The organism is Modestobacter sp. SYSU DS0511 (genome assembly GCF_054050755.1).
Window position 1 is genome coordinate 221097 of record NZ_JBJGZY010000001.1, and the last position, 21401, is coordinate 242497.

Below are 21401 nucleotides of genomic sequence, written 5' to 3' on the forward strand. Positions count from 1 at the left end.
CGTGAACGGCACGTGACCTGACCCCGGCGAGCGCGCCGCGACCGCCGGCCGACGGCACCCGTCGTGGTCACCACCGGCACGAGGCGTGCACCGGACAGCTGGTCACCGCGGCCCTCGGACGTCGGTGGGTCAGAGCCGGTCGAGCCAGGGGCGGCCGGGACGCGCGAGCCGAAGAGCGTCCGCCAGCCATGCCTGGTCCGCACCCTCGAGCAGCGGCAGGCAGGCGTCGAAGTCCTGCTCGTCCTTCGTGCGCAGCCCCGGCGCCTCGTGCCGCAGCTGCACCTCCGGCCGCGGTGGTCGATGCCGTCCGCCGGGAACGTCGGTGACGACAGAGCGGTCGAGGTCGGCCACGGGCGATGGTGGATCGGGGGTTCAGCCGTACCAGGCGACGACGCGGTCCCCGAAGAAGCCGAAGGCGATGCCCCACACGGTGATCGCGATGCCCATCCACGCGTAGACGGCACCTCTGCGCGCGCCGAGCGCGATCAGGGTCGGCGCTGTGATCTGCGTGGGCAGGAGGGTCGCACCGAGCAGTGAGACACCCGGAACACCCAGACGCTCGAAGTACTTGGCGATCTTCTGCTTGCGCTGGGACGTGTCCCTGCCCGGCCGACCCCAAGTGGCGGCGTCTCGGACACCGCTGGCGAGGGCGATCGTCAGGAAGGTGGCCACGATGTTGCCGATGACGGCGGCGGGCACGGCGAAGAGCGGGTCGACGCCGACGACGGTGCCGATGAAGCTGCCCAGGTAGGACTCGACGAACGGGATCACGCCGAAGAGCAGGAGGGCGCCGAGCTGTTGCCACTGCTCCAGTCCGGCGGCGAACTCGGTGAGCTGGGTGAGGAGGTCTTCGACGAACTCGGAGTTCATGAACCCATCCCACCGGGCCGCGGAGCTCCGGCTGAGTGCGTGCTGTCACGCCTCCGGCATGACGATGTCATCACGGCACCGGGCCCCTGGTCGATGCCCGCAGTGGACGCCTGGTGCCCCGGTGGTGTCCCCAGTGGTCGGCGGGTGCCGACCGACACGGTCGGACGATGACCAGGTTCCCGGGAGCACTCCGCACTCTCGTGGTCGTGCTCGTCGCCCTGGCCGGCATCGCCGTCCTCGATCTCGCGTTCGACCTGCCCATGCTGGCCCGCTGGGCCGTCGTCGTGTCGGTGGTGCTCCTCGCCAGCGTGCTGATCGAGGTCCGCCGCCGGCGGGTAGACGCATCGCGGGCCGATCAGGACGCTGTGTGACGCCGCCGCCAGGCGCTCGCCCACCGGACCTCCGCGGATCACCCGGCGGTCTGATCCGCCTCGGCTGAGGCGACGGCGTCCTCGCGACTGCCGAACGGACCTGCGGTGCGGCCGTCGGCGCGGCAGGTCCACCGGTAGCCGTCCGGGGCGAGCTCGATGAGGTAGCCGTCCGGGTCGGCGGGGCCGTGGCCCGGACGTTCCTGCGGGTCGGTCATGTGAACACCACGTTCCTGAAACGGACCCCGGCGAACGCGCTGCCGAGGTGGACGACGGGCGCGGGTCGGCAGGTGGTGTCCGCCACCGTCAGCACCTCGGCGTCGGTGTCCGTGCGCGTGACGGCGAGGTCCGCGCCGGTGACGGTGATCCGCAGCTGAACGTAGCTGCCCGGCTGTGGGGCCGTTCCCCGCGTCGAGGACGCCAGGGTGGCGGCGACACCATCGACGACCCGTCTGATGTCCAGGGTGCCGTCTGCCCGCACGAGGAAGCAGTAGCCGTTGGCGCCGGGCGACGAGCCGGATGACGGCCGGTACCGGTGGTCGTCGGTGCTCAGGAAGACGAACGCACCGCTCCCGCGGCTGCCTGCCCCGAGCTGGTCGACCCGGACGTCGAGGTCCAGCGTGAACGCCTCGGGGTCCGGCGGTGCGAGGAAGCCCATGAGCGTCGAGTGGACGGTGTCGGAGACGTCGAAGCCCCAGGACCGGTCGTCCGGGAAGAACCGGCCGCGGCTGGTGTCCGGCAGCATCCCGGGCAGCCAGGTCTGATCGGCGAACAGGTCCGAGGTGCGACGGCACCCGTCGTCGGCGAGGTAGCTGGGGTCGTCGGAGAAGATCGCGTCCACACCGGCAGCGAGGACGGCGTCCCGCTGGTGTCGGCGGTTCACCGTGTAGCAGGCCACTTCGATCCCCGCCGCATGTGCCGCCGTGCAGACCGCCGGGGTCACGCGGTCCGCCGGCGGACCGATCCAGCCGATGCCCTCGGCGGCGGCCCGGGCGACGTCGGTGCTGCCGAGCCAGATCACCTCCCACCCCCGCGAGCGCGCCAGCCGGCAGTCGGCGAGGGCGAACGACTGGAGCAGCACGGACGCCGGGCTGACCCCGTGGCGGTCGAGCGCGTCGATCATCGGCCCCATCGCATCGCCGCTCTTGGCCTCCGCGCAGAGGAGGACCACGTTGCCGAACTCGGTGAGCACCTCCTCGAACAGGGGAGGGCGCAGCCCGTCGGGCCAGCCTCCGCCCAGGATGACCGAGGCGTCGATCTCGAGCTGCCTCCACGACGCCGACATGTGATCGGCGACGTTCCCGGTGGAGGTGGTCATCCGGTCCACGGTGCCGTCGTGCATGACGCCGAGCGCGCCGTCGGCGAGTGTCGACACGTCCTGCTCGATGACCGCCGAGCCCTGGGCCACGGCGAACCGGTAGCCCTCCATCGTGTGCTCGGGCACCTGCAGGGAGCCGCCGCGGTGGGCGATGACGAACGGCCGGTCGAGCTCGGCGAAGGACACGCGCGACCCTAACGGGACCCGCCGTCCGACTCCCTGCCGTGCTCGGAGGAGGCCGTCACCGCCGGGCGGCGATGACCTCCCGGCCGCGGTCGGAGGTGGCGAAGCGGTCGATCATCGCGCGCAGCTCCTCGGCGTCGACGTCGGCGCCGAAGGGCTCGGTACCCGGCTCGAGGCGCACGCCGTGCGCGAGAGGGCCGGCGACGACCGGGTCGAAGCCCAGGTCGGAGACGATCCGGGCAACCACGCTGAGGTCGGTCGCGTCGTCTCCGGCGATGGCGATCGCCTTCCGGCCGGGGGCGCCGGCGGGGAGAGCTCCGCCCTCGAGGTCGTGGTAGCCCATGTGGTTGAACCCCTTCACCACCCGGGCCTTCGGCAGGAAGGCCTGCACGACCTCACTGGTCGAGGTCCGCGGATCGGTGAGGTCGTCGCGGATTCCGTCGACCTCCCACCAGTAGTTCATCGCGTCGATGACCAGCTTCCCGTCCAGGGCATCGACGGGCAGCGTGCGGTGCTTGCCCAGCGGCAGGGCGAGGACGACGACATCGGCCTCGCGCGCGGCGGCAGCCGCCGTCGTGGCGGTCGCTCCCGGCACGAGCACTTCGACGGTCAAGGCGATCCTCGCCGGGTCGCCCGAGCCGGCGATCAGCACGTCGTACCCGGCCCCGACCGCGAGGCGGGCCAGCACGGTGCCCACCTTGCCGGCGCCGAGGATGCCCAGCGTGGTCATGCCCCCACCCCGCGCGTGGCGACGGCGGAGTGGGGACGGCGGTCCGCGCCCCGGTCGGTGTGCGTGGTCATGGTGAGCCTCTTCCTGGCGGCATGAAGTTGAGCGTTCATCTTTTCTCAACGGCTCGACGCTCCCGGTGTTCCAGCCGGCCGGGTGGCGGCACCCGGAAGGCCGGGGCGCTCCCCGGCGACTAGCGTCGCGTGGCATGGCGGAGAACGCGGGAGGAACGGGACCGGGGTCGGTCGGCCGCGGCCCGTCGGTCCCCTCGGACGACCAGGAGTCGTCGTCCGCGCCGGCCATCCCGTCCTTCGCCTCCCTGCGGGCCACGCGACAGCGGTCCGCAGCCGACATCCTGGTGTCCCGGGCGGACGCGGCCGTCGCGCCGACGCCCCGGTCATCCCCGGTGGGGGCCACCCGGCCGCCCGAGTGGCCCGACCTCTGGCACCTCGGCCTCCGGGTCGCCCGGTGGTGCGTGCGGCAGCCGCTCGTGACGGCCCGCCGCCTGCTCGGCTGACGCAGGCGCCCGTCGCCCGGCCCCGGACTCCGGGCCGGACGACGTCAGACCCGCTCGTAGCCCTCCAGTCGAGCCAGCGAGCTCCACCGTCCCGGGAGCTGCACGACCTCCTGCTCGGACAGGTCCAGACAGCGGTCCGGATCCAGCAGCGCCACCTCGGCGCCGTCCAGCTGCAGGCGGCGGAGCATCTCTGCGAGCATGCGTCGAGCGACGTCGTCCACCGACGACACCCGCCGGAGGTCCAGGACGAACACCGCCACGGGGACGCCGTCGGTCACCGTCCGCAGCACCCTCTCCGTGCTGCTGAACTGCATCGAGCCCTGCAGGCTGCACACGCGTGCGAGGGAGCCATCCGGCCCACGGAGCCTTCGGTCCCGTCGCACCGTCGACCGCGCCGGCTCCGGGGCCTGCATGATGTGCAGGCCCATGTCGGCCGACATGCGGGTGCACAACGTGACCCCCCGCGTGCTGTTGCCGTGGGGGTCCAGCCTCGGGGAGAAGGTGGCCATCCCGAGCTGCCCGGGCATCACCCCCCAGGATGCCTCCGGAGACACCGCTCTTTTGCCGGGAACCCGACCGTGGTCATCCAGTCCCCGGCCGCGTCGTACATGCCGCAGCTCATCATCACGCTCAGCACCTGTCGGGCCACCTCCACCGGCACGACCTGCTTGCCGGTGATCGGCTGCACACCACCCGCAGCCAGCGTGGCCGCCGTGGTCGCCAGATCAGCCGTGGTCACCGAGATCGCGCACTGCTGGGTGTAGCCGCGGACCACGTCCCACGGATCCTGGGTGATCACGCCGTAGCTGCGGAGCATGTTGGCGATGGCCAGATTGCGGTAGGCCTGCGACATCTCCGACTCGTAGATCGTCCGGTCCACGTGCAGTTCACGGCCGGCGAAGTCCGAGATCAGCCGCCGGACCCGCTCCACCCGGGTGTCGACGTCGTCCCCGGGGTCGCCGATCAAGGCGTGTGCCGTGAGCGCCCCGGCGTCGATCATGGGATTCCGGGGCCGCCTCGACTCCCGTTCCAGGGAGAGCTCGTTGAACGCCTCGCCGCTGGGTTCCACGCCGATCCACTCCAGGACGTCGTCCAGCCCGCGCTCGGCGAGGGCCAGGGCGTAGACGAACGGCTTCGAGATCGACTGGATGGAGAACTCGGTGCTGCTGTCGCCGGCACGGTAGAGCGTCCCGTCGATCGTCGAGAGGCACACGGCGAGCCGGTCCGGGTCGGCCGACGCCAGCTCGGGGATGTAGTCGGCCAAGGCGCCCGCGTCGTCGCCGCAGGCCTCCAAGATCTCCGTCAGGTAGTCGGGTACTGGGGAGTGCACTGGGCCGCCTCTCATCGCCGGCGCAGATCAGGACCATGTCAGATGAGGCTCCGGCCGCCCCCACCGCAGGCCGACGTCCTCGCCCAGCTCGGTCTGGCCTGATCCTCGGGAAGTCGGGCCGCTCGATCGCTGGGGCGTCGGGTCGTCGGGTCGTCGGGTCGCTGGTCCCGGGCCCGCTCCGCCATGTCCCCGGGGCGCGAGCTCGTGTGCCAGGCTCGTGCCGTGGGCGACGTCGAGGTGATCACCAGCCGGGAGGTGCCGCTCGGCGGCCCGCGCGCGATGACGGTGCGCCGCACCCTCCCGCAGCGGGCGCGGTCCCTGATCGGTGCCTGGTGCTTCGCCGACCACTACGGACCCGACGACGTGTCCCGCACCGGTGGCATGGACGTGCCGCCGCACCCGCACACCGGGCTGCAGACGGTGAGCTGGCTGTTCAGCGGCGCGATCGAGCACCGGGACACCACCGGGGTCCACGCCGTCGTCCGGCCCGGTGAGCTGAACCTGATGACCGGGGGTTCCGGGGTCGCCCACTCGGAGGTGTCCACCGCCGAGTGCGGCACGCTGCACGGTGTCCAGCTGTGGACGGCGTTGCCCGAGTCGGCGCGGCACCTGCCGCGGTCCTTCGTGCACCACGTCCCCGAGCCGTTGCCGCTGGGCGGCGCCACCGCCCGGGTGCTGGTCGGCACGCTCGCCGGGCACACTTCGCCGGTGCCCACGCACAGCCCGCTGCTCGGCGCCGAGCTGGTGCTCGACCCGGGCACGGAGCTGCACCTCGACGTCGACCCGGGGTTCGAGCACGGTGTGCTCGTGGACCAGGGGCCGGTCGTGTTGCGAAGCGCCGAGCTGGCCCGCGCTGAGCTGGGCTACGTGGCGCCCGGCGCGGCACGGCTGCATCTGACCAATCCCGGCGACCGGCCGGCCCGCGTCATGCTGCTGGGCGGGGAGCCGTTCGGCGAACCGGTGGTGATGTGGTGGAACTTCATCGGCCGTACCCACGAGGAGATCGCCGGCTACCGCGACGAGTGGGAGGCCCGTTCGGACCGCTTCGGCCAGGTCGAGGGCTACGGCGGGGACGTGCAGCGGTTGCCGGCGCCACCGCTGCCCACCGTCCGGCTGAAGGCCCGGATGTCGCCGCCCGGCCCGGAGGACCCCAGCGCCTGGGGATGAGCCGACTACGGCACGCCGTTCGCCGAGCGGGGGCATCGGCCGGGGGCGGTCAGGAGTGCCGGAGGACGCCCGCCGCGACGATTCCGAGCTCGAAGTCCAGCGAACGGCCGGAGCGGTCTTCCAGACGTCGACGGGCCGGGCCGACACCAGGAGATGCAAAGAGCGCCCGCGGTCGATGACCGCGGGCGCTGTCTGCTGTGTCCGAGGGGCGATACGGTACTCCCGCACACGCCTGCCACAGCGCACGCGGGCGGACCCGATCAGCCGTAGGCGTCGGCACGGTGCGAGATGCGCACGACTCGAACGAGCACCTCGTCGTTGCGGATGGAGTAGATGACGCGGTACTGGCCGCGACGGGCCGACCAGTAGCCCTCCAGTTCGAATCGCAACGGCTTGCCGACGCGGTGGGGATCGGAGGCGAGCGGGCCGTACAGGAAGTCGACGACCGCGACGGCCACGGGCTCCGGGAGGTCGCGCTCGATGGCTCGCTTGGCGGCTGCCGACAGGACGACCGTGTAGGTCCGGTTGTCGCTCACCCGCGACGGGCAGCGAGGGCTGCCCGCACCTGGGCCTCGTCGTAGACCTCACCGTCGGCCATCTCGTCCTCCGCCCGGCGGATGTCCGCTCTGGCGCGAGGGTCGGACAGGACCTCCAGCGTCTCCATCAGCGACTCGTAGTCCTCGACGGCGAGGATGACGGCGACCGGACTGCCGTTCTTCGTGACCGTGACCCGCTCGTGTGTGCCGGACACCTCGTCGATGACCTGGCTGAAGTGCGCCTTCACCGCCGCCAGCGATTGCGTCGTCATGATCTTAATCCTGGTCAAGCAGCCAGTCGCGGTCAAGGAGGTCTCCCGGTGGACGCCGGGCGAGACGGTGCGGGTGGAACCTGGTGGCCGGAGGCTCGACGACGGGGGTGATCCAGCGTGCCGTCGCAACGTGCAGGCTCCAGGTGGCGTCGCCACCCGTGTCCAGGCCGGCGCGCGGCGCCGCCGCCCACTCGCGGTCTGTCCCGGCCAGTACGGAACGGCCGGAGCGGCTGAGCGCGAGGGCGAGGGCGAGATGCACCGGGTCGCCCGAGTCCTCGACCATGACGTCGCGCAGATGCCGGACAAAGCCGATCACCCGTCGATCGGGCTGCACGGTGACGCCAGGGACGGAGAGCACGCGCCCGAGCCGGTGGCCAGTGGAGTCGAGCCACAGCAACGACAAAGCGTGATCGGGCGCATCTGGCTCCGACAGCACCTCGGCCCACCAGAGGCTGAGCTCGGCGGCGGACGTGATGAGCACGGGAGAACGGAGGACGGGAGACATGTCAGTCAGCGTCGCGGCACGGTGCGACGCCGACGGGAGTTGTCCACAGGCACGGCACGTCGGGGTCGTCGCGACCGCCAACGACAGAGCCCCCACGGTCGATGACCGCGGGGGCTGTCTGCTGTGTCCGAGGGGCGACACGGTACATACGCACACGTCTGCGAGGCGCCCGCTGACGGATCCGCCGGTGTCGCCACGGACTGCCCCGGCACGTCGGTCAGCCCCCGACCCTGCGCCCCGGTCAGGCGCCCCCCGGAGCGTGTCCGTCCTCAGTCCGACCGGGGGTGCCGGGAGGCCTGGGTGAGGCGCAGGAACGCATCGACTGCCACCTGGGCCCGCCGCTGCCGGTCCGGGCCGCTCGGCGGCGCCTCACCCAGCAGGGCGCGGATCTGCACGTCCTGGATGACCAGCCCGTAGAAGAGAGCGAAGGCGCTGCCTGGGTTCTCGATCTCGAGCACACCGTCGTCGGCGAGCCTGGACAGGTAGGCCTCGACCAGCGGACCGGTGGTGTGCCGGCCGTGGCGCAGGAGCACGACAGCCAGCGTCGACGAGGTCATGGCCGCACGGTTCAGGGCCAGCGACGTCTCGCTGGTCAGCAGGTCCAGCAGCCCGCGGGCGATGCCGAGCAGGACGTCCGACGGGGCTCCACCGCGGTTGACCGCCTGCTCGACCAGTGCGTTCGTGGCAGCCGACTGGCGCCGGATGAGTGCGGCCTGCAACGGCCTCCCCGCCAACTCCCGACGACCACGGGCAGCCGATGGCTGCCGGGAAGGACTCCGTGACGACGGCGACTCAGCTCACCCCCTCACTCGACGTCCAGCACGCGACCGGGCCGGCGGCCCCTCAGCCCGGGCTCAACGCTCCGGTGCACGGGCTGGCTGTCTGGGACGTGCCGACCGATGACCGGCTGTGGGTGGCCGGCGTCCACGGTGGCGCGGGGGAGACCACCCTGGCCGTCGCCCTGGCCGGCACCGGCACCGACCGGCGCTGGCCACGCGCCGACCACGCAGACAGCGCCCCGCCCCGGGTGCTGCTGGTGGCCCGCACCCACCTGGCCGGGCTGCGCGCGGCTCAGCGCGCTGCCCAGCAGTGGGCTGCCGGTGCCACCCCGGACGTGGAGCTGCTGGGCCTGGCTCTGGTGCCCGATGCACCCGGCCGTCTGCCCAAGCAGCTGCGCGACTTCGCCCAGGTCGTCGCCGGCGGGTTCCCCCACTCCTGGTCCCTGCCGTGGGAGGAGGGGCTGCGGCTGGCCGAGCCGAAGCTGCCCGGTGAACTCCCCCTGGTCGACGCAGCCGACGTCCCCCGGTCCCTGCGCCAGCTGGCCCACGACCTGTCCCACATCCGACCACGCCGCTCGGCACCACCGCTGACCGGTCCCGATCACTCCAACCAGAAAGGCCGACCGTGAACCTCGCCTCCACCCTCACCGCCGCCGGCACGGACGTCCTCGCCGTCATCGACCCGGGTGAGGGCGTGGCCCCGCCCGGCTCCGAGGGCGTGGTGACGATCGTCAACGGGGTCGCCTGGATCGCCGTCGCGCTCTGCGTCGTCGGCGTGATCGTCGCCGGCATCGGCATGCTCTTCGCGGGTCGCCGAGGGGAGGGCGGCGAGCACGCCTCCAAGCTGGGCTGGGTGCTCGCCGGCTCCATCGTCATCGGCGGCGCCTCCGCGCTCGTCGGCGCCATCGTCTGAGCCCGGCCCACCCCGCCTGCGCCCCTGGCGGACCCGTGACCGAGCCCGAGCAGACCAGCCCCTTCGCCCGCCGCGGTTTCATCGCCGCGGCGCTCGTCGTGGGCCTGATCGTGGTCGCGGTCATCGTTATCGCCGTGAGCAAAAGGCGAGGACGACCGCGGCCCGGCCCCGCAGGCCGACAGGTCGAGCTCATCGGCACCGGCACCCTCCTCGGCGCCCAGCTCAGGGGAGTGCGATCAACCCGCCGGTGACCAGCTGCCCCCTGTCGTCGCCCCCGATAGCGACTGGGAGCTGGTCGGGACCCTCGCCACCCCGACCGACCCTGACGGCGCGGGACCAGGCATGGTCTCCGACGAGGGTCTGCGGACCTGCTTCGCGCACGACCCTGTTGGCGCGCTGTTCGCCGCCGTGAACTGGCTGGCGACCACCACCGATCCTGAGCTCGTCGGTCTGGCCGCCGAGGACCTCACCGCACCGGGACCCGGCCGCGACATCGTCCTGGACGCGCTCGCCAACGACCCCGCCGACGTCATTGGAGACGATCCCGGCGGCTTCCAGGTCACTGGGTTCTCCTATCTGACCTACACCGGTGACGTCGCGATGATCAGCATGGCCATTGCCCTCGTCGGCGGCGGGCAAGCCAGCCTTCCCGTGACCCTCGAATGGTCCGGAAGCGACTGGCTGATGCAGGTTCCCGCCGATGGCAACTTCGGCTCCGGAATGCAGGAACTCCGCAACCTCGCCGGCTGCGCCGGGCGCTGCAAGAGATCCGCTCCCCTCCCGGCAGGGCGAGCCTGCGGGCGCGTCCGCTCCGGTCAAGGTCGTACGTCCTCGCTGCGCTCCGGGCGCTCCACCTTGACCTCCACGGCCTCCACCGCCCGCAAACTTCTCCTTGCCGGGAGGGGGCGGGGGATGGTTGGCAACAACAGGACCGGCGGCTGTGCCCAGCCAACACGTCCGGTCCCAGCACTGGAGACGATGGCCCGGCCAGAGGCCGGGTCCGCGCGGCCAGCGCATGGGTCACCTGACCGACCTCCCGGCGCTCATCGCAGCGCCGCGTCCACCGTGTCGTCGTACGCGAACTGTGTCCGCCGGAGGCAGTCCAGCGCTCCCAGCACCCCGTCGATCTGCTCGTGCACGCCCTTGACCTGGGTGACCGATTCACCTGCTCGCGGTTCTGCGGGTGCTCGGCCATGCCCTCCACAACCACCACCGATTCCACCAGCGAGTAGAACTCTCCTGTACCTGGAGCAACGCGTTACGGACCTTGCCCGCGCTGGCCCAAGTTCGTTCGACTCGTAACGTCGGCACAGTCAGCGCCGTAGTGCGAAACGCTGACTCGCCCCATAACGGGCTCATCGCAATGGAGGGTGTGCGGGACGAGTACTGGCGGGACACTGGGGTTCACGATTCGGTGTTGCTGACGGTCCCCCTCCCGAGGACCCGTGCAGCATCAGTGCCACCCCGCTGAGCAGTGACACCGCGGCGGTGAGGACGAGCAGCGTCCCTAGCCCCAGGCCAGGGATGACCGCACCGGCGACGGCGGGCGCTGCGACCGAGGCGACGGCTCCCACGACCAGACACCCGGTGAACGCCGTGCCTGCGCGGTCGGGCACCAGCTCGGCGGTCCAGACCGCGAGCACCGCCGACCCGGTCATATACCCCACGCCGAAGATGCATGCCGAGGCCGCCGTCGCGGCCAGGGAGTCGCTGGCCAGCCCCAGTAGTGCCAGCGCCGCAGCCACCGTCAACAGGCCTAGCGCCGCCACCCTGATGCTGCCAAGTCGCTTCGCGATGGCCCCGGTCGATACAGCAACCACGCCGGTGAGGCCGATGGCCGCGTAGAGGGCCGGGACGGCTGCCGCCGGGAGGTCGTCCCGCTGGAGGACGTCCGCGGCGTAGGTGAAGTAGATGACTATGACTGCGAAGTAGACGACGGAGTAGGCGGCCGGAACCCGCAGCGCTCTCACGAGTGAGGAGGTGCCGCGCCGCCCATCCGGGCGTGGGGCTGGCCTGGTTCTCGGCACCAGCCGGAGGTTCACCACGGCGGCAGCCACGGCGGCGAGGGCGATGCCGCCCCAGACCAGGCGCCATGAGCCCAGCGCGGCAAGGCCGGCCAGAGTACCCAGAGCGACCAGTCCGCCGCTGGTGCCGGTCGTGATGATCGCCAACGCCCTCGGCTGCTGCCGCTCGGCTACCGTCCGCGTCACGATGTCGGAGTAGGGCGCCCAGACCCAGCCGCCCGCACTGCCGGCCAGGACGGCACCGCCGGCGAGCAACCAGGGAGACTGCGCGACCGTGACGATCACCGCCCCCAGAGCGCCGCAGGCTCCGCCCACGGTCGTCGGGGCACGCGAGCCGCGGCGAGTGGCGAGCGGCCCCGTAAGCAGCAGGCTCACTAGGTAGCCGGCGAACGTGGCGCTGGCGACCAGACCGAGCACCAGCTCGGAGAGTCCCAGGTCCTGTCGGATGTCGGGCAGTGTCAGCCCGTAGGCGTACCGGGCCATACCGAAGGCGACCCCGACCACCGCCGCTCCGGCCAGGCCGACCCGGGCGGCCGGGGACAACGTCATGAACTCTCCTGTTTGCAGCATGCACTGGCGCCGCTTTCCGCTCAGCGAGGCTGGCGCCGCGATGCGCTCAGCCTGGCCGCTGGGCGTCTACTGCGGCGATGGGACCGGAGAGCTGCTCGCACCCTCCGCCCGGGATTGAGGCTACTTCGATCGCTTGTCAGAGCTGAATGGTGGCGCCGGCCCGCGCGTCGGTGCCCGGGTGAAGGTCGAGGCCTGCCGAGGGTGGAAGTTCCTACACCGCCCATCCAGAAAGACCTCGGCGTGCCTGACGCCACCTTCGCCTGCCCCGACCTGACCACGTTTTGCCGCCTCGACAAGCTGGGTCTGCAAGCCCTCGGGCAGTGCCTCGAGCCCGACCGCGCGGTCCTGGCCTGCCGCGTCGTGGGGGCCGACCAGTGGTGCAGGCGCTGCGGCTGCGAGGGCACCCCGCGTGACAGCGTGACCCGCCGCCTGGCCCACGAGCCGCTGGGCTGGCGGCCCACGACGCTGCTGGTCACGGTCCGCCGCTACCAGTGCACCGGCTGCGGCCACGTCTGGCGTCAAGACACCAGCCGCGCCGCAGAACCCCGGGCGCGGCTCTCCCGCCGCGCGCTGCGCTGGGCCCTGGAAGGGCTAGTGGTCCAGCACCTCACGGTGGCTCGGATCGCCGAAGCCCTCGCGGTGTCGTGGAACACCGCCAACACCGCCGTCCTCGCCGAGGGTAAGCGCGTCTTGATCGGCGACCCGGACCGCTTCCACGGCGTAGCGGTCATCGGGGTTGATGAGCATGTCTGGCGCCACACCCGCCACGGCGACAAGTACGTCACCGTCATCATCGACCTCACCCCGGTCCGCGACAAGACCGGGCCCTCCCGCCTGCTGGACATGGTCGAAGGCCGTTCCAAGCAGGCCTTCAAGACCTGGCTTACCCAGCGGCCGGAGGCCTGGCGGAAGGGCCTGGAGGTGGTCGCGATGGACGGGTTCACCGGCTTCAAGACCGCCACCACCGAAGAGCTCCCCGACGCCGTCGCCGTCATGGATCCGTTCCACGTCGTCCGCCTCGCCGGCGACGCGTTGGACCGCTGCCGCCGCCGGGTCCAGCAGGATCTGCACGGCCACCGAGGCCGCAAGGACGACCCGCTCGCTCTACCGCGCCCGACGCACCCTGCACACGGGTTCTGACCTCCTCACCGACCGACAGCAGCAACGCCTCACCGCGCTGTTCGGCGTCGAGGAGCACGTCCAGGTCGAGGCGACCTGGGGCATCTACCAGCGCATGATCGGCGCCTACCTCGAACCCGACCGCGCGAAGGGCCGGCGGCTCATGACGACGCTGATCGAGTCCGTCAGCCACGGCGTCCCGGCCGCGCTCACCGAGCTGACGACCCTCGGGCGGACCCTGAAGAAGCGCGCCGAGGACGTCCTGGCCTACTTCGACCGCCCCGGCACGAGCAACGGCCCGACAGAAGCCATGAACGGACGCCTGGAGCATCTGCGCGGCTCGGCGCTCGGGTTCCGCAACCTCACCAACTACATCGCCAGGAGCCTGCTCGAGAACGGCGGCTTCAGACCGCAACTACACCCTGGATCGTGTTGAGCCGGTTTGGAGCCAACTCGCGCGGACCGCGCCGGTCATGCCTCACCCAATGGTGGAAGCGCCTCTCCCACTCTTCCCGCTCGCACCGGCGCGGGATCGAGGTTGCGACTTTGGCTGAGCCTTTCGGTCGTGCGGGGCGACGCGACCCGATGCCGCGGCTGACTGTGCCGCTTCAGTCGTCGGCTGGGAGCAACTCCGCGGAAAGCAAGTGGTCGCGCAAGTCCGACACCTCGTCCATCACAGCGACCTCCTGAACACGGGCGCGCAGGTCGTAGCGGCGGATCGGGAGGAACGTACTGGCCCCCCGCTCCTTGACCCTGCGACTGGTATTGCCGGTGTTCATGCCGGCGAGCCGGACCCTCGCGCCGTGCTCCTGCACTAGGGACCGAGTCCGGACGGTCAGAAGAACAGCAGGGGTGGTGCGGTAGGCCGAGCGCAGAGCTTGCAGGCGGTCGGAGCTGGTGAAGAAGAAGACGAAGCCGTTCAACAGGCGCAGCCAGTCCCCGACGTCCATGCCGTCGGTCAGCGCCGGTGCCAGAAGGTGCTCGCGAAGCGGGTGCTGGTCGCGCAGTACGGCCACACCCAGCTCAGGGTGCTCGAGCAAGACCGGCTCGGGCCGCTTACGAGTCAGGAGGGCCTCAGCGCGGTCCGCCGGCACCTGCCAGCGGCGCACTATCTCGGCCGCACTGAGCAGGCCGTGACGTTCGATGCTCGGCCACGACCGGACGTCGGCCAGGTGGAGCAGCGTCGGGTACTTCACGAGGAAGTCGGCGGGGTCCACGCGCTCATGCTCTCTGACGGGCGGGACAGGCCGATACTTCTCGACGCGTCGACCACCTGATCCTGTGAATCCGAGACTTTGGGCCCCACTCCAGGCCCAAACTGGCCTCAAGCCATCGTGCGAACCGGTCGAAGCCGAAACAGGTGGACCCCCGCCGACCTGAAGGTCGTGGGGGTCAACTTGGTGTCCGAGGGGGGACTTGAACCCCCACGCCCCGCAAAGGGCACTAGCACCTCAAGCTAGCGCGTCTGCCATTCCGCCACCCGGACAGGTGGGCCACCCTCGCGGGCGCCGTGGGCAAGCATAACGGAGGCCGACCGCGACCCGGGACAGGCCCCGGTGGCACCATCGTCGGCATGTCCGAGACTCCGCCGCAGCCCCTCGTCACCGCCCAGGCCGAGGTCGCGGACCTGCTGTCCGACCTCATCCGGATCGACACCACGAACACCGGCTCCACCGCCACCAGCGCGGGGGAGCGGGCCGCCGCCGAGTGGGTGGCCGGCAAGCTCGACGAGGTCGGGATCAGTAGCGTCATCCACGAGTCCGAGCCAGGCCGGGCCAGCCTGGTCGCCCGGATCGAGGGCGCCAACCGCGACCGGCCGGCGCTGCTGGTGCACGGCCACCTCGACGTCGTCCCGGCCGACCCGTCCGAGTGGAGCGTGCACCCGTTCAGCGGCGAGCAGCGTGACGGCTACGTGTGGGGCCGCGGCGCGGTCGACATGAAGGACATGGACGCGATGACCCTCGCGCTGGTGCGCGACTGGGCCCGCACCGGCGTCAAGCCCGACCGCGACATCGTGCTGGCCTTCGTCGCCGACGAGGAGGCCGGCGGCCGGCACGGCGCGCACTACATGGTCGACCACCACGCCGACCTGTTCGAGGGCTGCACCGAGGCGATCAGCGAGGTCGGCGGCTTCAGCATCACCGTCCGCGACGACCTCCGCCTGTACCTCGTCCAGACCGCCGAGAAGGGGCTGGCCTGGATGAAGCTCACCGCGCAGGGCCGCCCCGGCCACGGCTCGTTCGTGCACGACGACAACGCGGTCACCCGGCTGGCCCAGGCGGTGAGCCGGATCGGCTCCAGTCGGCTGCCCACCGTGGTGACCCCGCCGATGAAGCAGTTCCTCGCCGAGGTCGGCGACGCCTACGGCGTGGAGATCGACCCGGACAACCCCGACGAGGCGCTGGCCCGGCTGGGCAGCATCAGCCGGATGATCGGCGCGGCGCTGCGCAACACCGCCAACCCCACGATGCTCGACGCCGGGTACAAGACCAACGTCATCCCCGGCACCGCCAGTGCCACGATCGACGGCCGCTTCCTCTACGGCCAGGAGGCGGAGTTCGAGGCCCAGCTCGACGAGCTGATCGGCGAGGGCGTCACGCGCGAGTGGATCACCTACGACCAGGCGGTCGAGACCACCTTCGACGGGCCGAGCGTCGACCTGATGGTCCAGGCGCTGCAGGCCGAGGACCCCGGCGCCCGCGCCGTCCCGTTCACCATGAGCGGCGGCACCGATGCCAAGAGCTTCGAGACCCTCGGCATGCGCTGCTTCGGCTTCTCCCCGCTCAAGCTCCCCGCCGACCTGGACTTCGCCGCCCTCTTCCACGGCATCGACGAGCGGATCTCCATCGACTCGATGCAGTTCGGCATCCGGGTGCTCGACCGGTTCCTGCGCGGGGCCTGACGGGCGCGGGCATGATGCCGGGATGACTTCGATCACCCCGGGCAGCGTCGCCCTGATCACCGGCGGCACCGGCGGCCTCGGCCGGGCACTGGCCGCGCTGCTGCGCCGGCAGGGCGTCACCGTCGTGCTCGCCGACCTCGACGGTCTGCGCGCGCGGCAGACAGCGGCCGACCTGGGTGCGGCTTTCCTGCCGCTGGACGTCACCGACCGGGCCGCCAACGCCGCCGTCGTCGCCCAGGTCGAGGTGGATCACGGCCGGCTGGACGCCGTCTTCCTCAACGCCGGCATCGCCGGCTCCGGGCGGCAGCCGCTGGACGTCGACGACCTGCTGCGCGTGGTCGACGTCGACCTGCTCGGCGTCGTCTACGGCACGGAGGCGGCGCTGCCCGCGCTGCGTCGCGCCGGCGGGGGCGCGATCGTGGTCACCGCCTCACTGGCGGGTCTGGCACCGCAGGCCACCGACCCCGGGTACAGCATCGCCAAGGCCGGTGCGGTGGCGTTCGTCCGCTCGCTGGCCCCCCGGCTGGTGGACGACGGCATCACCCTGTCCGCGGTCTGCCCCGGGTTCGCCGACACCGCGATCATCGACCCGCTCCGGCAGGCGTTCGCGGCCGCCGACTTCCCGGTGCTCAGCGCCGAGGAGGTGGCCGAGGCGCTGCTCGGGGCGTGGACGGCCGACCGGCCGGGAGCCGCGTACGTCGTCCAGCCCGGCGTCGGCGCGGTCCCGTTCCGGTTCCCGGGGGTGCCCAGCGCGAAGACCGCCGACGGGCAGACCGCGACACTGCCCGGGCGTCTGCTGCCGCCCGCGAAGTCCTGAGGTCAGGCGCCCACGCGCACGGCCAGCACCGCGACGTCGTCGTCCAGCCGCCCGGACATCCCGGTGACCAGTGCGTCGCAGAGCTGCTCGATCGGCTGGTCGGCGAGGCGGCCGAGCTCCGCGACCAGCCAGTCGGTGCCGGCGTCGACCGGAGCGTCGCGCCGCTCGACCAGGCCGTCGGTGTACAGGACGACGGTGTCCCCGACGGACAGCACGGCCCGGTGGTCTGTGCGGGGCACGTCGACGGTCAGCCCGAGCAGCAGTTCGGCCGGCCGGTCGAGCAGCTCGGCGTGCCCGGCGGCGGTCACCCGCACCGGCGGTGGGTGCCCGGCGTTCGACCACCGCAGCAGCGTCCCGGTCGATCCCGGCGACGGGCTGGCGGTGGCGGTCACCGCGGTGACCAGGGTGTCCAGCTGCAGTCGGCTGAGCGCCCCGTCGAGGGCGCCGAGCACCGCTGCCGGTGACGTGCCGTCCGGCCCGCCGGAGACGGTCAGCGCGATGCCCCGCAGCACGCCGCGGGCCTGGGCCATGGTCGCGGCGGCCGCGACGTCGTGCCCGGCGACGTCACCGATCACCAGCATGGTCGCACCGTCGGGGAGTGTGAAGGCGTCGTACCAGTCGCCGCCGACCTGGGCGTTCTTCACCGCGGGCAGGTAGCGGACGGCGATCTGCAGGCCCGGCACGGCAGGTGGGTCGGTCAGCAGGGCTCGTTGCAGGGACTCGGCGAGCTCGACGGCGACGCGGGACTCGGCTGCCTCGGCGCTGAGCCGGGTGAGGAGCGCTTCCCGGCGCAGCCGCAGCGTCACGGTGCCCATCGCGAGCACGCCACCCCCCACGATCGCCGCCAGCCGGACGAGCATGGCCGGCAGGGCGTCCGGGTGGTACTGGTCCTCGTGCAGGCCCAGCAGCAGGCCGACGACGAGGGCGGCCACCCCGTAGCCGGCCGTGGCGCGCCGGCCCAGGATGGTGGCCGCGGTGAGCGGGGCGACGCAGACCAGCCCCAGGATGATCTGCCCCTGGCTCAGCGCCAGCTGGGCCACGGCGAACACCACCAGGATGCCCAGGGGGAGTGCGTGCCGGCGGGCCGTTCCCCGATCCACCTGCGTCCGCCTCTCGTCCTGGGGTCCGCAGCCACGGATCGTGACCCTTGGTGGACTGTGCGCATTCTAGCCAGCCGACCCGGGTGACCCGGGTCACTGTGCACCTGGCAGGGTCGGGGGATGCGTGCCTGGCGAGTCCATGACCTCGGTGACCCGGCCGAGGTCCTCTCCCTCGACGACGTCGAGCCACCGGTCCCCGAGAACGGGCAGCTGCTGGTACGGGTGCGCGCCGCCGGCCTCAACTTCCCCGACGTGCTGATGGTCCGGGGGGAGTACCAGGAGCGGCCCCCGCTGCCGTTCGTCCCCGGGGTCGAGCTGTGCGGGGAGGTGGTCGGCAGCGGGCAGCGGGTGCTCGGCTCACCGGCCGGCGGGCCGGGGGCCTTCGCCGAGTACGCGCTGATGGACGCCGCCGCTGCCTGGCCGGTGCCCGACGCCATGCCCGACGAGCAGGCCGCCGCCCTGCACCTGACCTACCAGACCGGGCACGTCGGGCTGCACCGCCGGGCGCACCTGCAGGCGGGGGAGTGGCTGCTCGTGCACGCCGGAGCGGGCGGGGTGGGGTCGGCCGCGATCCAGCTCGGCAAGGCCGCCGGCGCCCGGGTGATCGCCACCGCCGGCGGACCGCGCAAGACCGAGGTGTGCACCCGGCTGGGCGCCGACCACGTCATCGACTACACCGACGAGGACGTCGTCGCCCGGGTCAAGGAGATCACCGGTGGCCACGGCGCCGACGTCGTCTATGACCCGGTGGGCGGCGACGTCTTCGACGCGTCCCGGAAGTGCGTCGCCTTCGAGGGACGGATCGTCGTCGTGGGGTTCACCAGCGGCCGCATCCCGCAGGCGCCGGCCAACCACGCGCTGGTGAAGAACTACAGCGTGGTCGGGCTGCACTGGGGGCTCTACCGGCGGCACGACCCGGCGTTGATCGGGACCGTGCACGAGGAGCTGTGCCGGCTCTTCACCGCCGGTGCGATCTCGCCGCTGGTCGGTGACGTCCGCCCGCTCGACGAGCTGCCGCAGGCGATGGCCGCGATCGCCGACCGCGCCACCGTCGGCAAGGTCGTGCTGACGCCCTGACGGCCCCGTCGCAGGGGCCCGCCGCGAGCCTGCGAGTGGTGGGGGGCGACGGGGTCCTTCCTCAGATCATCGGGCGGGGGAGGTACGACAGTCGCATCCGCCGGCGCATGATGATCTTCCGGCTGCCGTCGGCGTGCAGCTGCAGCCTGGCCAGCTCCCACCCGCCGGTGTCGGACTGGAGGCTCATCAGCTGCGCGGCGGCCGAGCGTGAGGTGCCCGGCGGGATGCGCAGCGGGGCGTACTCGTACTCGGCGGCTGCTGACACCCGCCTGATTGTGCCCGTCGGTGGGCCCGCGGTCATGTGGGCGTCACCACCGGTCCACCGGCCGGGGTGTGAGGCCGCGTGGGGGCGGGCAGGGGAGACGGCGGGTCCGGCACCGCGCCGGGCCCCCTGAACGGGAAGGAGACGGCCGTGACCGAGCCGAACGCGACCGAGGCCGACCGCCAGGAGCAGGAGCAGATCGTGGGATCCGGCGGACCCGAGCTCGCCGATGAGGTGGGCCCCGTGGGCGACGGCGTCCCGGAGGCCGACGTCATCGAACAGCGCCTGACCGCGGTGCCCGGCGGTGGGTCCAGCTACCGGGGCACGGCGGTCGAGGCCGACGAGTACGACGTCCTCGAGCAGCAGGCGGTCGTGCCCGACGACGAGGACGACCTGCGCACCTGACGGCCGCCGGGGGCGGCGAGCGGCTCCCGGCACCGCGCTGACCTGCGAAGTCGATCACCGTCGGTCGTGATCATGGATCATGACCGCCGCCGTGATCGGGTGGCGCAGACGCGGCGGGCCGCAGCGCGCTCTGCAGCGCAGCAGCGGCCCGCCGTCGCCGGATCAGCGGGAGTAGTACTCCACGACCAGCTGCTCCTCGCAGATCACCGGGACCTCGGAGCGCTGGGGCCGGCGGGCGACCACGCACCGCAGCTGGCTCAGCGACACCTCGAGGTACTTCGGGGCCTCCGCGTGCGCACCGGAGGCGGCCACCTGGAACGGCGCCTTCTCCCGGCTGCGCTCGGCGATCTCCACGACGTCGTAGGGCTGCACCTGGTAGCTGGGCCGGTCGACCCGGCGGCCGTTGACCGTGACGTGCTGGTGGCTGACCACCTGGCGCGCCTGGTAGATGGTCCGGGCGAAGCCGGCCCGGAGCACCGTGGCGTCCAGCCGCGACTCCAGGTCGATGATCAGCTCCTCGCCGGTCTTGCCGCCGGTGCGCTTGGCCCGGTCGAAGCGCGGCGCAGCTGCGTCTCGCTGATGTCGTACTGGGCGCGCAGCCGCTGCTTCTCCAGCAGCCGCGTCTTGTAGTCGCTGGTGTTCTTGCGCTTCCGCCCGTGCTCGCCCGGCGGATAGGGGCGCCGCTCGAAGTAGCGCACGTCCTTCGGGGTGAGGGGGATGCCCAGCGCACGGCTGCGCCGGACCTTGGGGCGAGACTGGTTCACACGGACCTCCGGGTTCGGTTAGGCTCACCTTACCCCGACGATGGATCGGGTCGAGCCCGGAGTGACCGATGACGCGATCGACCCGCCCTGCCGCCCAGGTTCCCCCCGCGGAGCCGGTCCGGCCCTCCGCCGCCGAGCGCGCCCGCACGGTCGCCGCCCGCCCCGCGGCCGCGGTCTGCGCCGCCGGCATCGACGGCAGCCGGGTGCTCGCCCACACCGTCACGGCCGACGGACGGGTGCTGCTCGTCGTGCCGACCGGCGGCGAGGTGTGCACCGCGGTCACGCACTGCGCCGACGGCGACCTGGCCGCGCTGCTGCTGGTCACCGACCATGCGCCGGTCCCGCTGCGCGACCCGGTCCGCGGGCAGGTCTGGCTCTCCGGCTGGCTGACCGCGCTGACGGGGGAGTCAGCCCTCGAGGCGGCGCTCGCCTTCGCCGAGGTGGCGCCGGTCGCGGCGCTGCTGGACGTCGGCCGGGGGGCCACGCTGCTCGCGCTGGAGCTGGCGGAGGTCGTGCTGGGGGAGAGCGGCGCCGTCCTGGAGATCGACCCGGCGGACTTCCTGGCGGCCGAGCCCGACCCGCTGGTGGAGCTGGAGGAGGACGCGCTGCGGCACCTGGAGGAGTCGCACCCCGAGGAGCTGGCGCTGCTGAGCTCGCGGATCCCGGCAGCGTGGCTGGGCCGGGGCGCCGTCGTCCGGCCGCTGGGGCTGGACCGGTGGGGGTTCCGGCTGCGCATCGAGCGGTCCCGCGGCTGCTGCCGGGACGTGCGCATCCCGTTCGCCCGGCCGGTCACCTCGGCCGAGGACCTCGCCCCGGCGATGCACCGGCTGATGTGTGCCGCACGGGGCTGCCCGGGGCACTGACCGCGGTCAGCAC

At 72.4% G+C, this 21401-nt stretch carries 29 protein-coding genes, 1 tRNA gene and 2 pseudogenes; 12 read left to right on the top strand and 20 right to left on the bottom strand.

The features are described from left to right. Positions 1–129: 129 nt before the first annotated feature. Together ACI783_RS01015 and ACI783_RS01020 are read right to left on the bottom strand one after the other, a co-directional pair. Positions 130–351, bottom strand: coding sequence for a hypothetical protein (locus ACI783_RS01015; RefSeq protein ID WP_457138714.1), 222 nt, complete (start codon positions 349–351; stop codon positions 130–132). Positions 352–372: 21 nt separating this feature from the next. Then, entirely contained in the window at positions 373–870 is a 498-nt protein-coding gene (locus tag ACI783_RS01020) for a hypothetical protein (protein WP_457138715.1), read from the bottom strand. A gap of 167 nt (positions 871–1037) precedes the next feature. On the opposite strand from ACI783_RS01020, the gene ACI783_RS01025 reads away from it, so the two are divergent. Further along, entirely contained in the window at positions 1038–1241 is a 204-nt protein-coding gene (locus ACI783_RS01025) for a hypothetical protein (protein WP_457138716.1), read from the top strand. Positions 1242–1279: 38 nt separating this feature from the next. Here ACI783_RS01025 and ACI783_RS01030 read toward each other — a convergent pair whose 3' ends face one another. The 3 genes from ACI783_RS01030 to ACI783_RS01040 are packed head-to-tail and all read right to left on the bottom strand — an operon-like array spanning position 1280 to position 3469. Further along, a complete protein-coding gene (locus tag ACI783_RS01030; protein ID WP_457082931.1) occupies positions 1280–1456 on the bottom strand; it encodes a hypothetical protein in 177 nt (58 codons plus the stop codon). Then, positions 1453–2742 carry a glycerophosphodiester phosphodiesterase gene (locus ACI783_RS01035; protein ID WP_457138717.1) on the bottom strand — a complete coding sequence of 430 codons (1290 nt, stop codon included), beginning with the start codon at positions 2740–2742 and terminating at the stop codon, positions 1453–1455. The genes ACI783_RS01030 and ACI783_RS01035 overlap by 4 nt, the downstream gene beginning before the upstream one ends. Before the next feature lie 55 nt (positions 2743–2797). Continuing rightward, positions 2798–3469, bottom strand: coding sequence for an NADPH-dependent F420 reductase (locus ACI783_RS01040; protein WP_457138718.1), 672 nt, complete (start codon positions 3467–3469; stop codon positions 2798–2800). Positions 3470–3674: 205 nt separating this feature from the next. On the opposite strand from ACI783_RS01040, the gene ACI783_RS01045 reads away from it, so the two are divergent. Further along, positions 3675–3983, top strand: coding sequence for a hypothetical protein (locus tag ACI783_RS01045; protein WP_457138719.1), 309 nt, complete (start codon positions 3675–3677; stop codon positions 3981–3983). A gap of 44 nt (positions 3984–4027) precedes the next feature. On the opposite strand, the gene ACI783_RS01050 is transcribed toward ACI783_RS01045, so the two are convergent. The 3 genes and pseudogenes from ACI783_RS01050 to glsA form a co-directional block, all read right to left on the bottom strand. Then, the gene (locus ACI783_RS01050; RefSeq protein WP_457138761.1) at positions 4028–4318 is read right to left on the bottom strand and encodes an STAS domain-containing protein; all 291 of its coding nucleotides are present in this window, start codon (positions 4316–4318) and stop codon (positions 4028–4030) included. A 135-nt stretch (positions 4319–4453) separates the two neighbouring features. Continuing rightward, positions 4454–4510: pseudogene (locus ACI783_RS01055) on the bottom strand (hypothetical protein); the annotation flags it as partial. Then, complete coding sequence (gene glsA, locus ACI783_RS01060) at positions 4510–5313, bottom strand: glutaminase A (protein ID WP_457138720.1); 804 nt, start codon at positions 5311–5313, stop codon at positions 4510–4512. The gene glsA and the pseudogene ACI783_RS01055, both read right to left, overlap by 1 nt. Positions 5314–5535: 222 nt before the next feature. On the opposite strand from glsA, the gene ACI783_RS01065 reads away from it, so the two are divergent. Next, the gene (locus ACI783_RS01065) at positions 5536–6480 is read left to right on the top strand and encodes a pirin family protein (RefSeq protein ID WP_457138721.1); all 945 of its coding nucleotides are present in this window, start codon (positions 5536–5538) and stop codon (positions 6478–6480) included. Positions 6481–6740: 260 nt separating this feature from the next. Here the strand turns inward: ACI783_RS01065 and ACI783_RS01070 are convergent, their stop codons facing one another. From ACI783_RS01070 to ACI783_RS01085, 4 genes are all read right to left on the bottom strand, one after another. After that, positions 6741–7016, bottom strand: a complete 276-nt coding sequence (locus tag ACI783_RS01070; RefSeq protein ID WP_457138722.1) for a type II toxin-antitoxin system RelE family toxin — start codon at positions 7014–7016, stop codon at positions 6741–6743. Further along, positions 7013–7288, bottom strand: coding sequence for a type II toxin-antitoxin system Phd/YefM family antitoxin (locus ACI783_RS01075; RefSeq protein ID WP_457138723.1), 276 nt, complete (start codon positions 7286–7288; stop codon positions 7013–7015). Before ACI783_RS01075 ends, ACI783_RS01070 begins: the two co-directional genes overlap by 4 nt. 4 nt (positions 7289–7292) lie before the next feature. Continuing rightward, positions 7293–7769, bottom strand: a complete 477-nt coding sequence (locus ACI783_RS01080) for a hypothetical protein (protein ID WP_457138724.1) — start codon at positions 7767–7769, stop codon at positions 7293–7295. Between the two features lie 293 nt (positions 7770–8062). Further along, on the bottom strand, positions 8063–8512 hold the full coding sequence (locus ACI783_RS01085; protein WP_457138725.1) for a TetR/AcrR family transcriptional regulator C-terminal domain-containing protein: 450 nt from the start codon (positions 8510–8512) through the stop codon (positions 8063–8065). A 59-nt stretch (positions 8513–8571) separates the two neighbouring features. Between ACI783_RS01085 and ACI783_RS01090 the strand changes: the two genes are divergently transcribed. From ACI783_RS01090 to ACI783_RS01100, 3 genes are read left to right on the top strand one after another with little or no spacing between them, the layout of a single operon-like run. After that, a complete protein-coding gene (locus ACI783_RS01090; RefSeq protein ID WP_457138726.1) occupies positions 8572–9201 on the top strand; it encodes a DUF6668 family protein in 630 nt (209 codons plus the stop codon). Further along, positions 9198–9485: a hypothetical protein gene (locus ACI783_RS01095; RefSeq protein WP_457138727.1), complete on the top strand. Its 288-nt coding sequence runs from the start codon at positions 9198–9200 to the stop codon at positions 9483–9485. Before ACI783_RS01090 ends, ACI783_RS01095 begins: the two co-directional genes overlap by 4 nt. Before the next feature lie 35 nt (positions 9486–9520). Further along, positions 9521–9736, top strand: a complete 216-nt coding sequence (locus ACI783_RS01100) for a hypothetical protein (RefSeq protein ID WP_457138728.1) — start codon at positions 9521–9523, stop codon at positions 9734–9736. Here ACI783_RS01100 and ACI783_RS01105 read toward each other — a convergent pair. Further along, positions 9708–10124, bottom strand: a complete 417-nt coding sequence (locus tag ACI783_RS01105) for a hypothetical protein (protein ID WP_457138729.1) — start codon at positions 10122–10124, stop codon at positions 9708–9710. The two genes, ACI783_RS01100 and ACI783_RS01105, sit on opposite strands and share 29 nt — an antisense overlap. A 716-nt stretch (positions 10125–10840) precedes the next feature. Then, on the bottom strand, positions 10841–12058 hold the full coding sequence (locus tag ACI783_RS01110) for an MFS transporter (protein WP_457138730.1): 1218 nt from the start codon (positions 12056–12058) through the stop codon (positions 10841–10843). A 261-nt stretch (positions 12059–12319) separates the two neighbouring features. Here ACI783_RS01110 and ACI783_RS01115 point away from each other — a divergent pair. After that, a pseudogene (locus tag ACI783_RS01115) lies at positions 12320–13634 on the top strand (ISL3 family transposase). A 172-nt stretch (positions 13635–13806) separates the two neighbouring features. On the opposite strand, the gene ACI783_RS01120 reads toward ACI783_RS01115, so the two are convergent. Both ACI783_RS01120 and ACI783_RS01125 read right to left on the bottom strand, forming a co-directional pair. Then, a complete protein-coding gene (locus ACI783_RS01120) occupies positions 13807–14415 on the bottom strand; it encodes a DUF7002 family protein (RefSeq protein WP_457138731.1) in 609 nt (202 codons plus the stop codon). Positions 14416–14596: 181 nt separating this feature from the next. After that, positions 14597–14684, bottom strand: a tRNA-Leu gene (locus ACI783_RS01125). 87 nt (positions 14685–14771) lie between these two features. Here ACI783_RS01125 and ACI783_RS01130 point away from each other — a divergent pair. Both ACI783_RS01130 and ACI783_RS01135 read left to right on the top strand, forming a co-directional pair. Further along, on the top strand, positions 14772–16100 hold the full coding sequence (locus ACI783_RS01130) for a M20/M25/M40 family metallo-hydrolase (RefSeq protein WP_457138732.1): 1329 nt from the start codon (positions 14772–14774) through the stop codon (positions 16098–16100). A gap of 22 nt (positions 16101–16122) precedes the next feature. Beyond that, positions 16123–16917 carry an SDR family NAD(P)-dependent oxidoreductase gene (locus ACI783_RS01135; RefSeq protein ID WP_457138733.1) on the top strand — a complete coding sequence of 265 codons (795 nt, stop codon included), beginning with the start codon at positions 16123–16125 and terminating at the stop codon, positions 16915–16917. Positions 16918–16919: 2 nt separating this feature from the next. Here the strand turns inward: ACI783_RS01135 and ACI783_RS01140 are convergent, their stop codons facing one another. After that, a complete protein-coding gene (locus tag ACI783_RS01140; protein WP_457138734.1) occupies positions 16920–18017 on the bottom strand; it encodes a PP2C family protein-serine/threonine phosphatase in 1098 nt (365 codons plus the stop codon). Between the two features lie 120 nt (positions 18018–18137). On the opposite strand from ACI783_RS01140, the gene ACI783_RS01145 reads away from it, so the two are divergent. Then, entirely contained in the window at positions 18138–19094 is a 957-nt protein-coding gene (locus ACI783_RS01145; RefSeq protein ID WP_457138735.1) for an NADPH:quinone oxidoreductase family protein, read from the top strand. A gap of 61 nt (positions 19095–19155) precedes the next feature. Here ACI783_RS01145 and ACI783_RS01150 read toward each other — a convergent pair whose 3' ends face one another. Beyond that, complete coding sequence (locus ACI783_RS01150; RefSeq protein ID WP_457082907.1) at positions 19156–19359, bottom strand: DUF5703 family protein; 204 nt, start codon at positions 19357–19359, stop codon at positions 19156–19158. Positions 19360–19506: 147 nt separating this feature from the next. Here ACI783_RS01150 and ACI783_RS01155 point away from each other — a divergent pair, with 147 nt between their 5' ends. Further along, positions 19507–19761, top strand: coding sequence for a hypothetical protein (locus tag ACI783_RS01155; protein WP_457138736.1), 255 nt, complete (start codon positions 19507–19509; stop codon positions 19759–19761). A 162-nt stretch (positions 19762–19923) separates the two neighbouring features. On the opposite strand, the gene rpsD is transcribed toward ACI783_RS01155, so the two are convergent. Together rpsD and ACI783_RS01165 are read right to left on the bottom strand one after the other, a co-directional pair. Beyond that, positions 19924–20274 carry a 30S ribosomal protein S4 gene (rpsD, locus tag ACI783_RS01160; protein WP_457138762.1) on the bottom strand — a complete coding sequence of 117 codons (351 nt, stop codon included), beginning with the start codon at positions 20272–20274 and terminating at the stop codon, positions 19924–19926. Beyond that, complete coding sequence (locus ACI783_RS01165) at positions 20271–20525, bottom strand: hypothetical protein (RefSeq protein WP_457138737.1); 255 nt, start codon at positions 20523–20525, stop codon at positions 20271–20273. Before ACI783_RS01165 ends, rpsD begins: the two co-directional genes overlap by 4 nt. Before the next feature lie 68 nt (positions 20526–20593). Here ACI783_RS01165 and ACI783_RS01170 point away from each other — a divergent pair, with 68 nt between their 5' ends. Continuing rightward, the gene (locus ACI783_RS01170; protein ID WP_457138738.1) at positions 20594–21388 is read left to right on the top strand and encodes a DUF2470 domain-containing protein; all 795 of its coding nucleotides are present in this window, start codon (positions 20594–20596) and stop codon (positions 21386–21388) included. Positions 21389–21401: the final 13 nt, after the last annotated feature.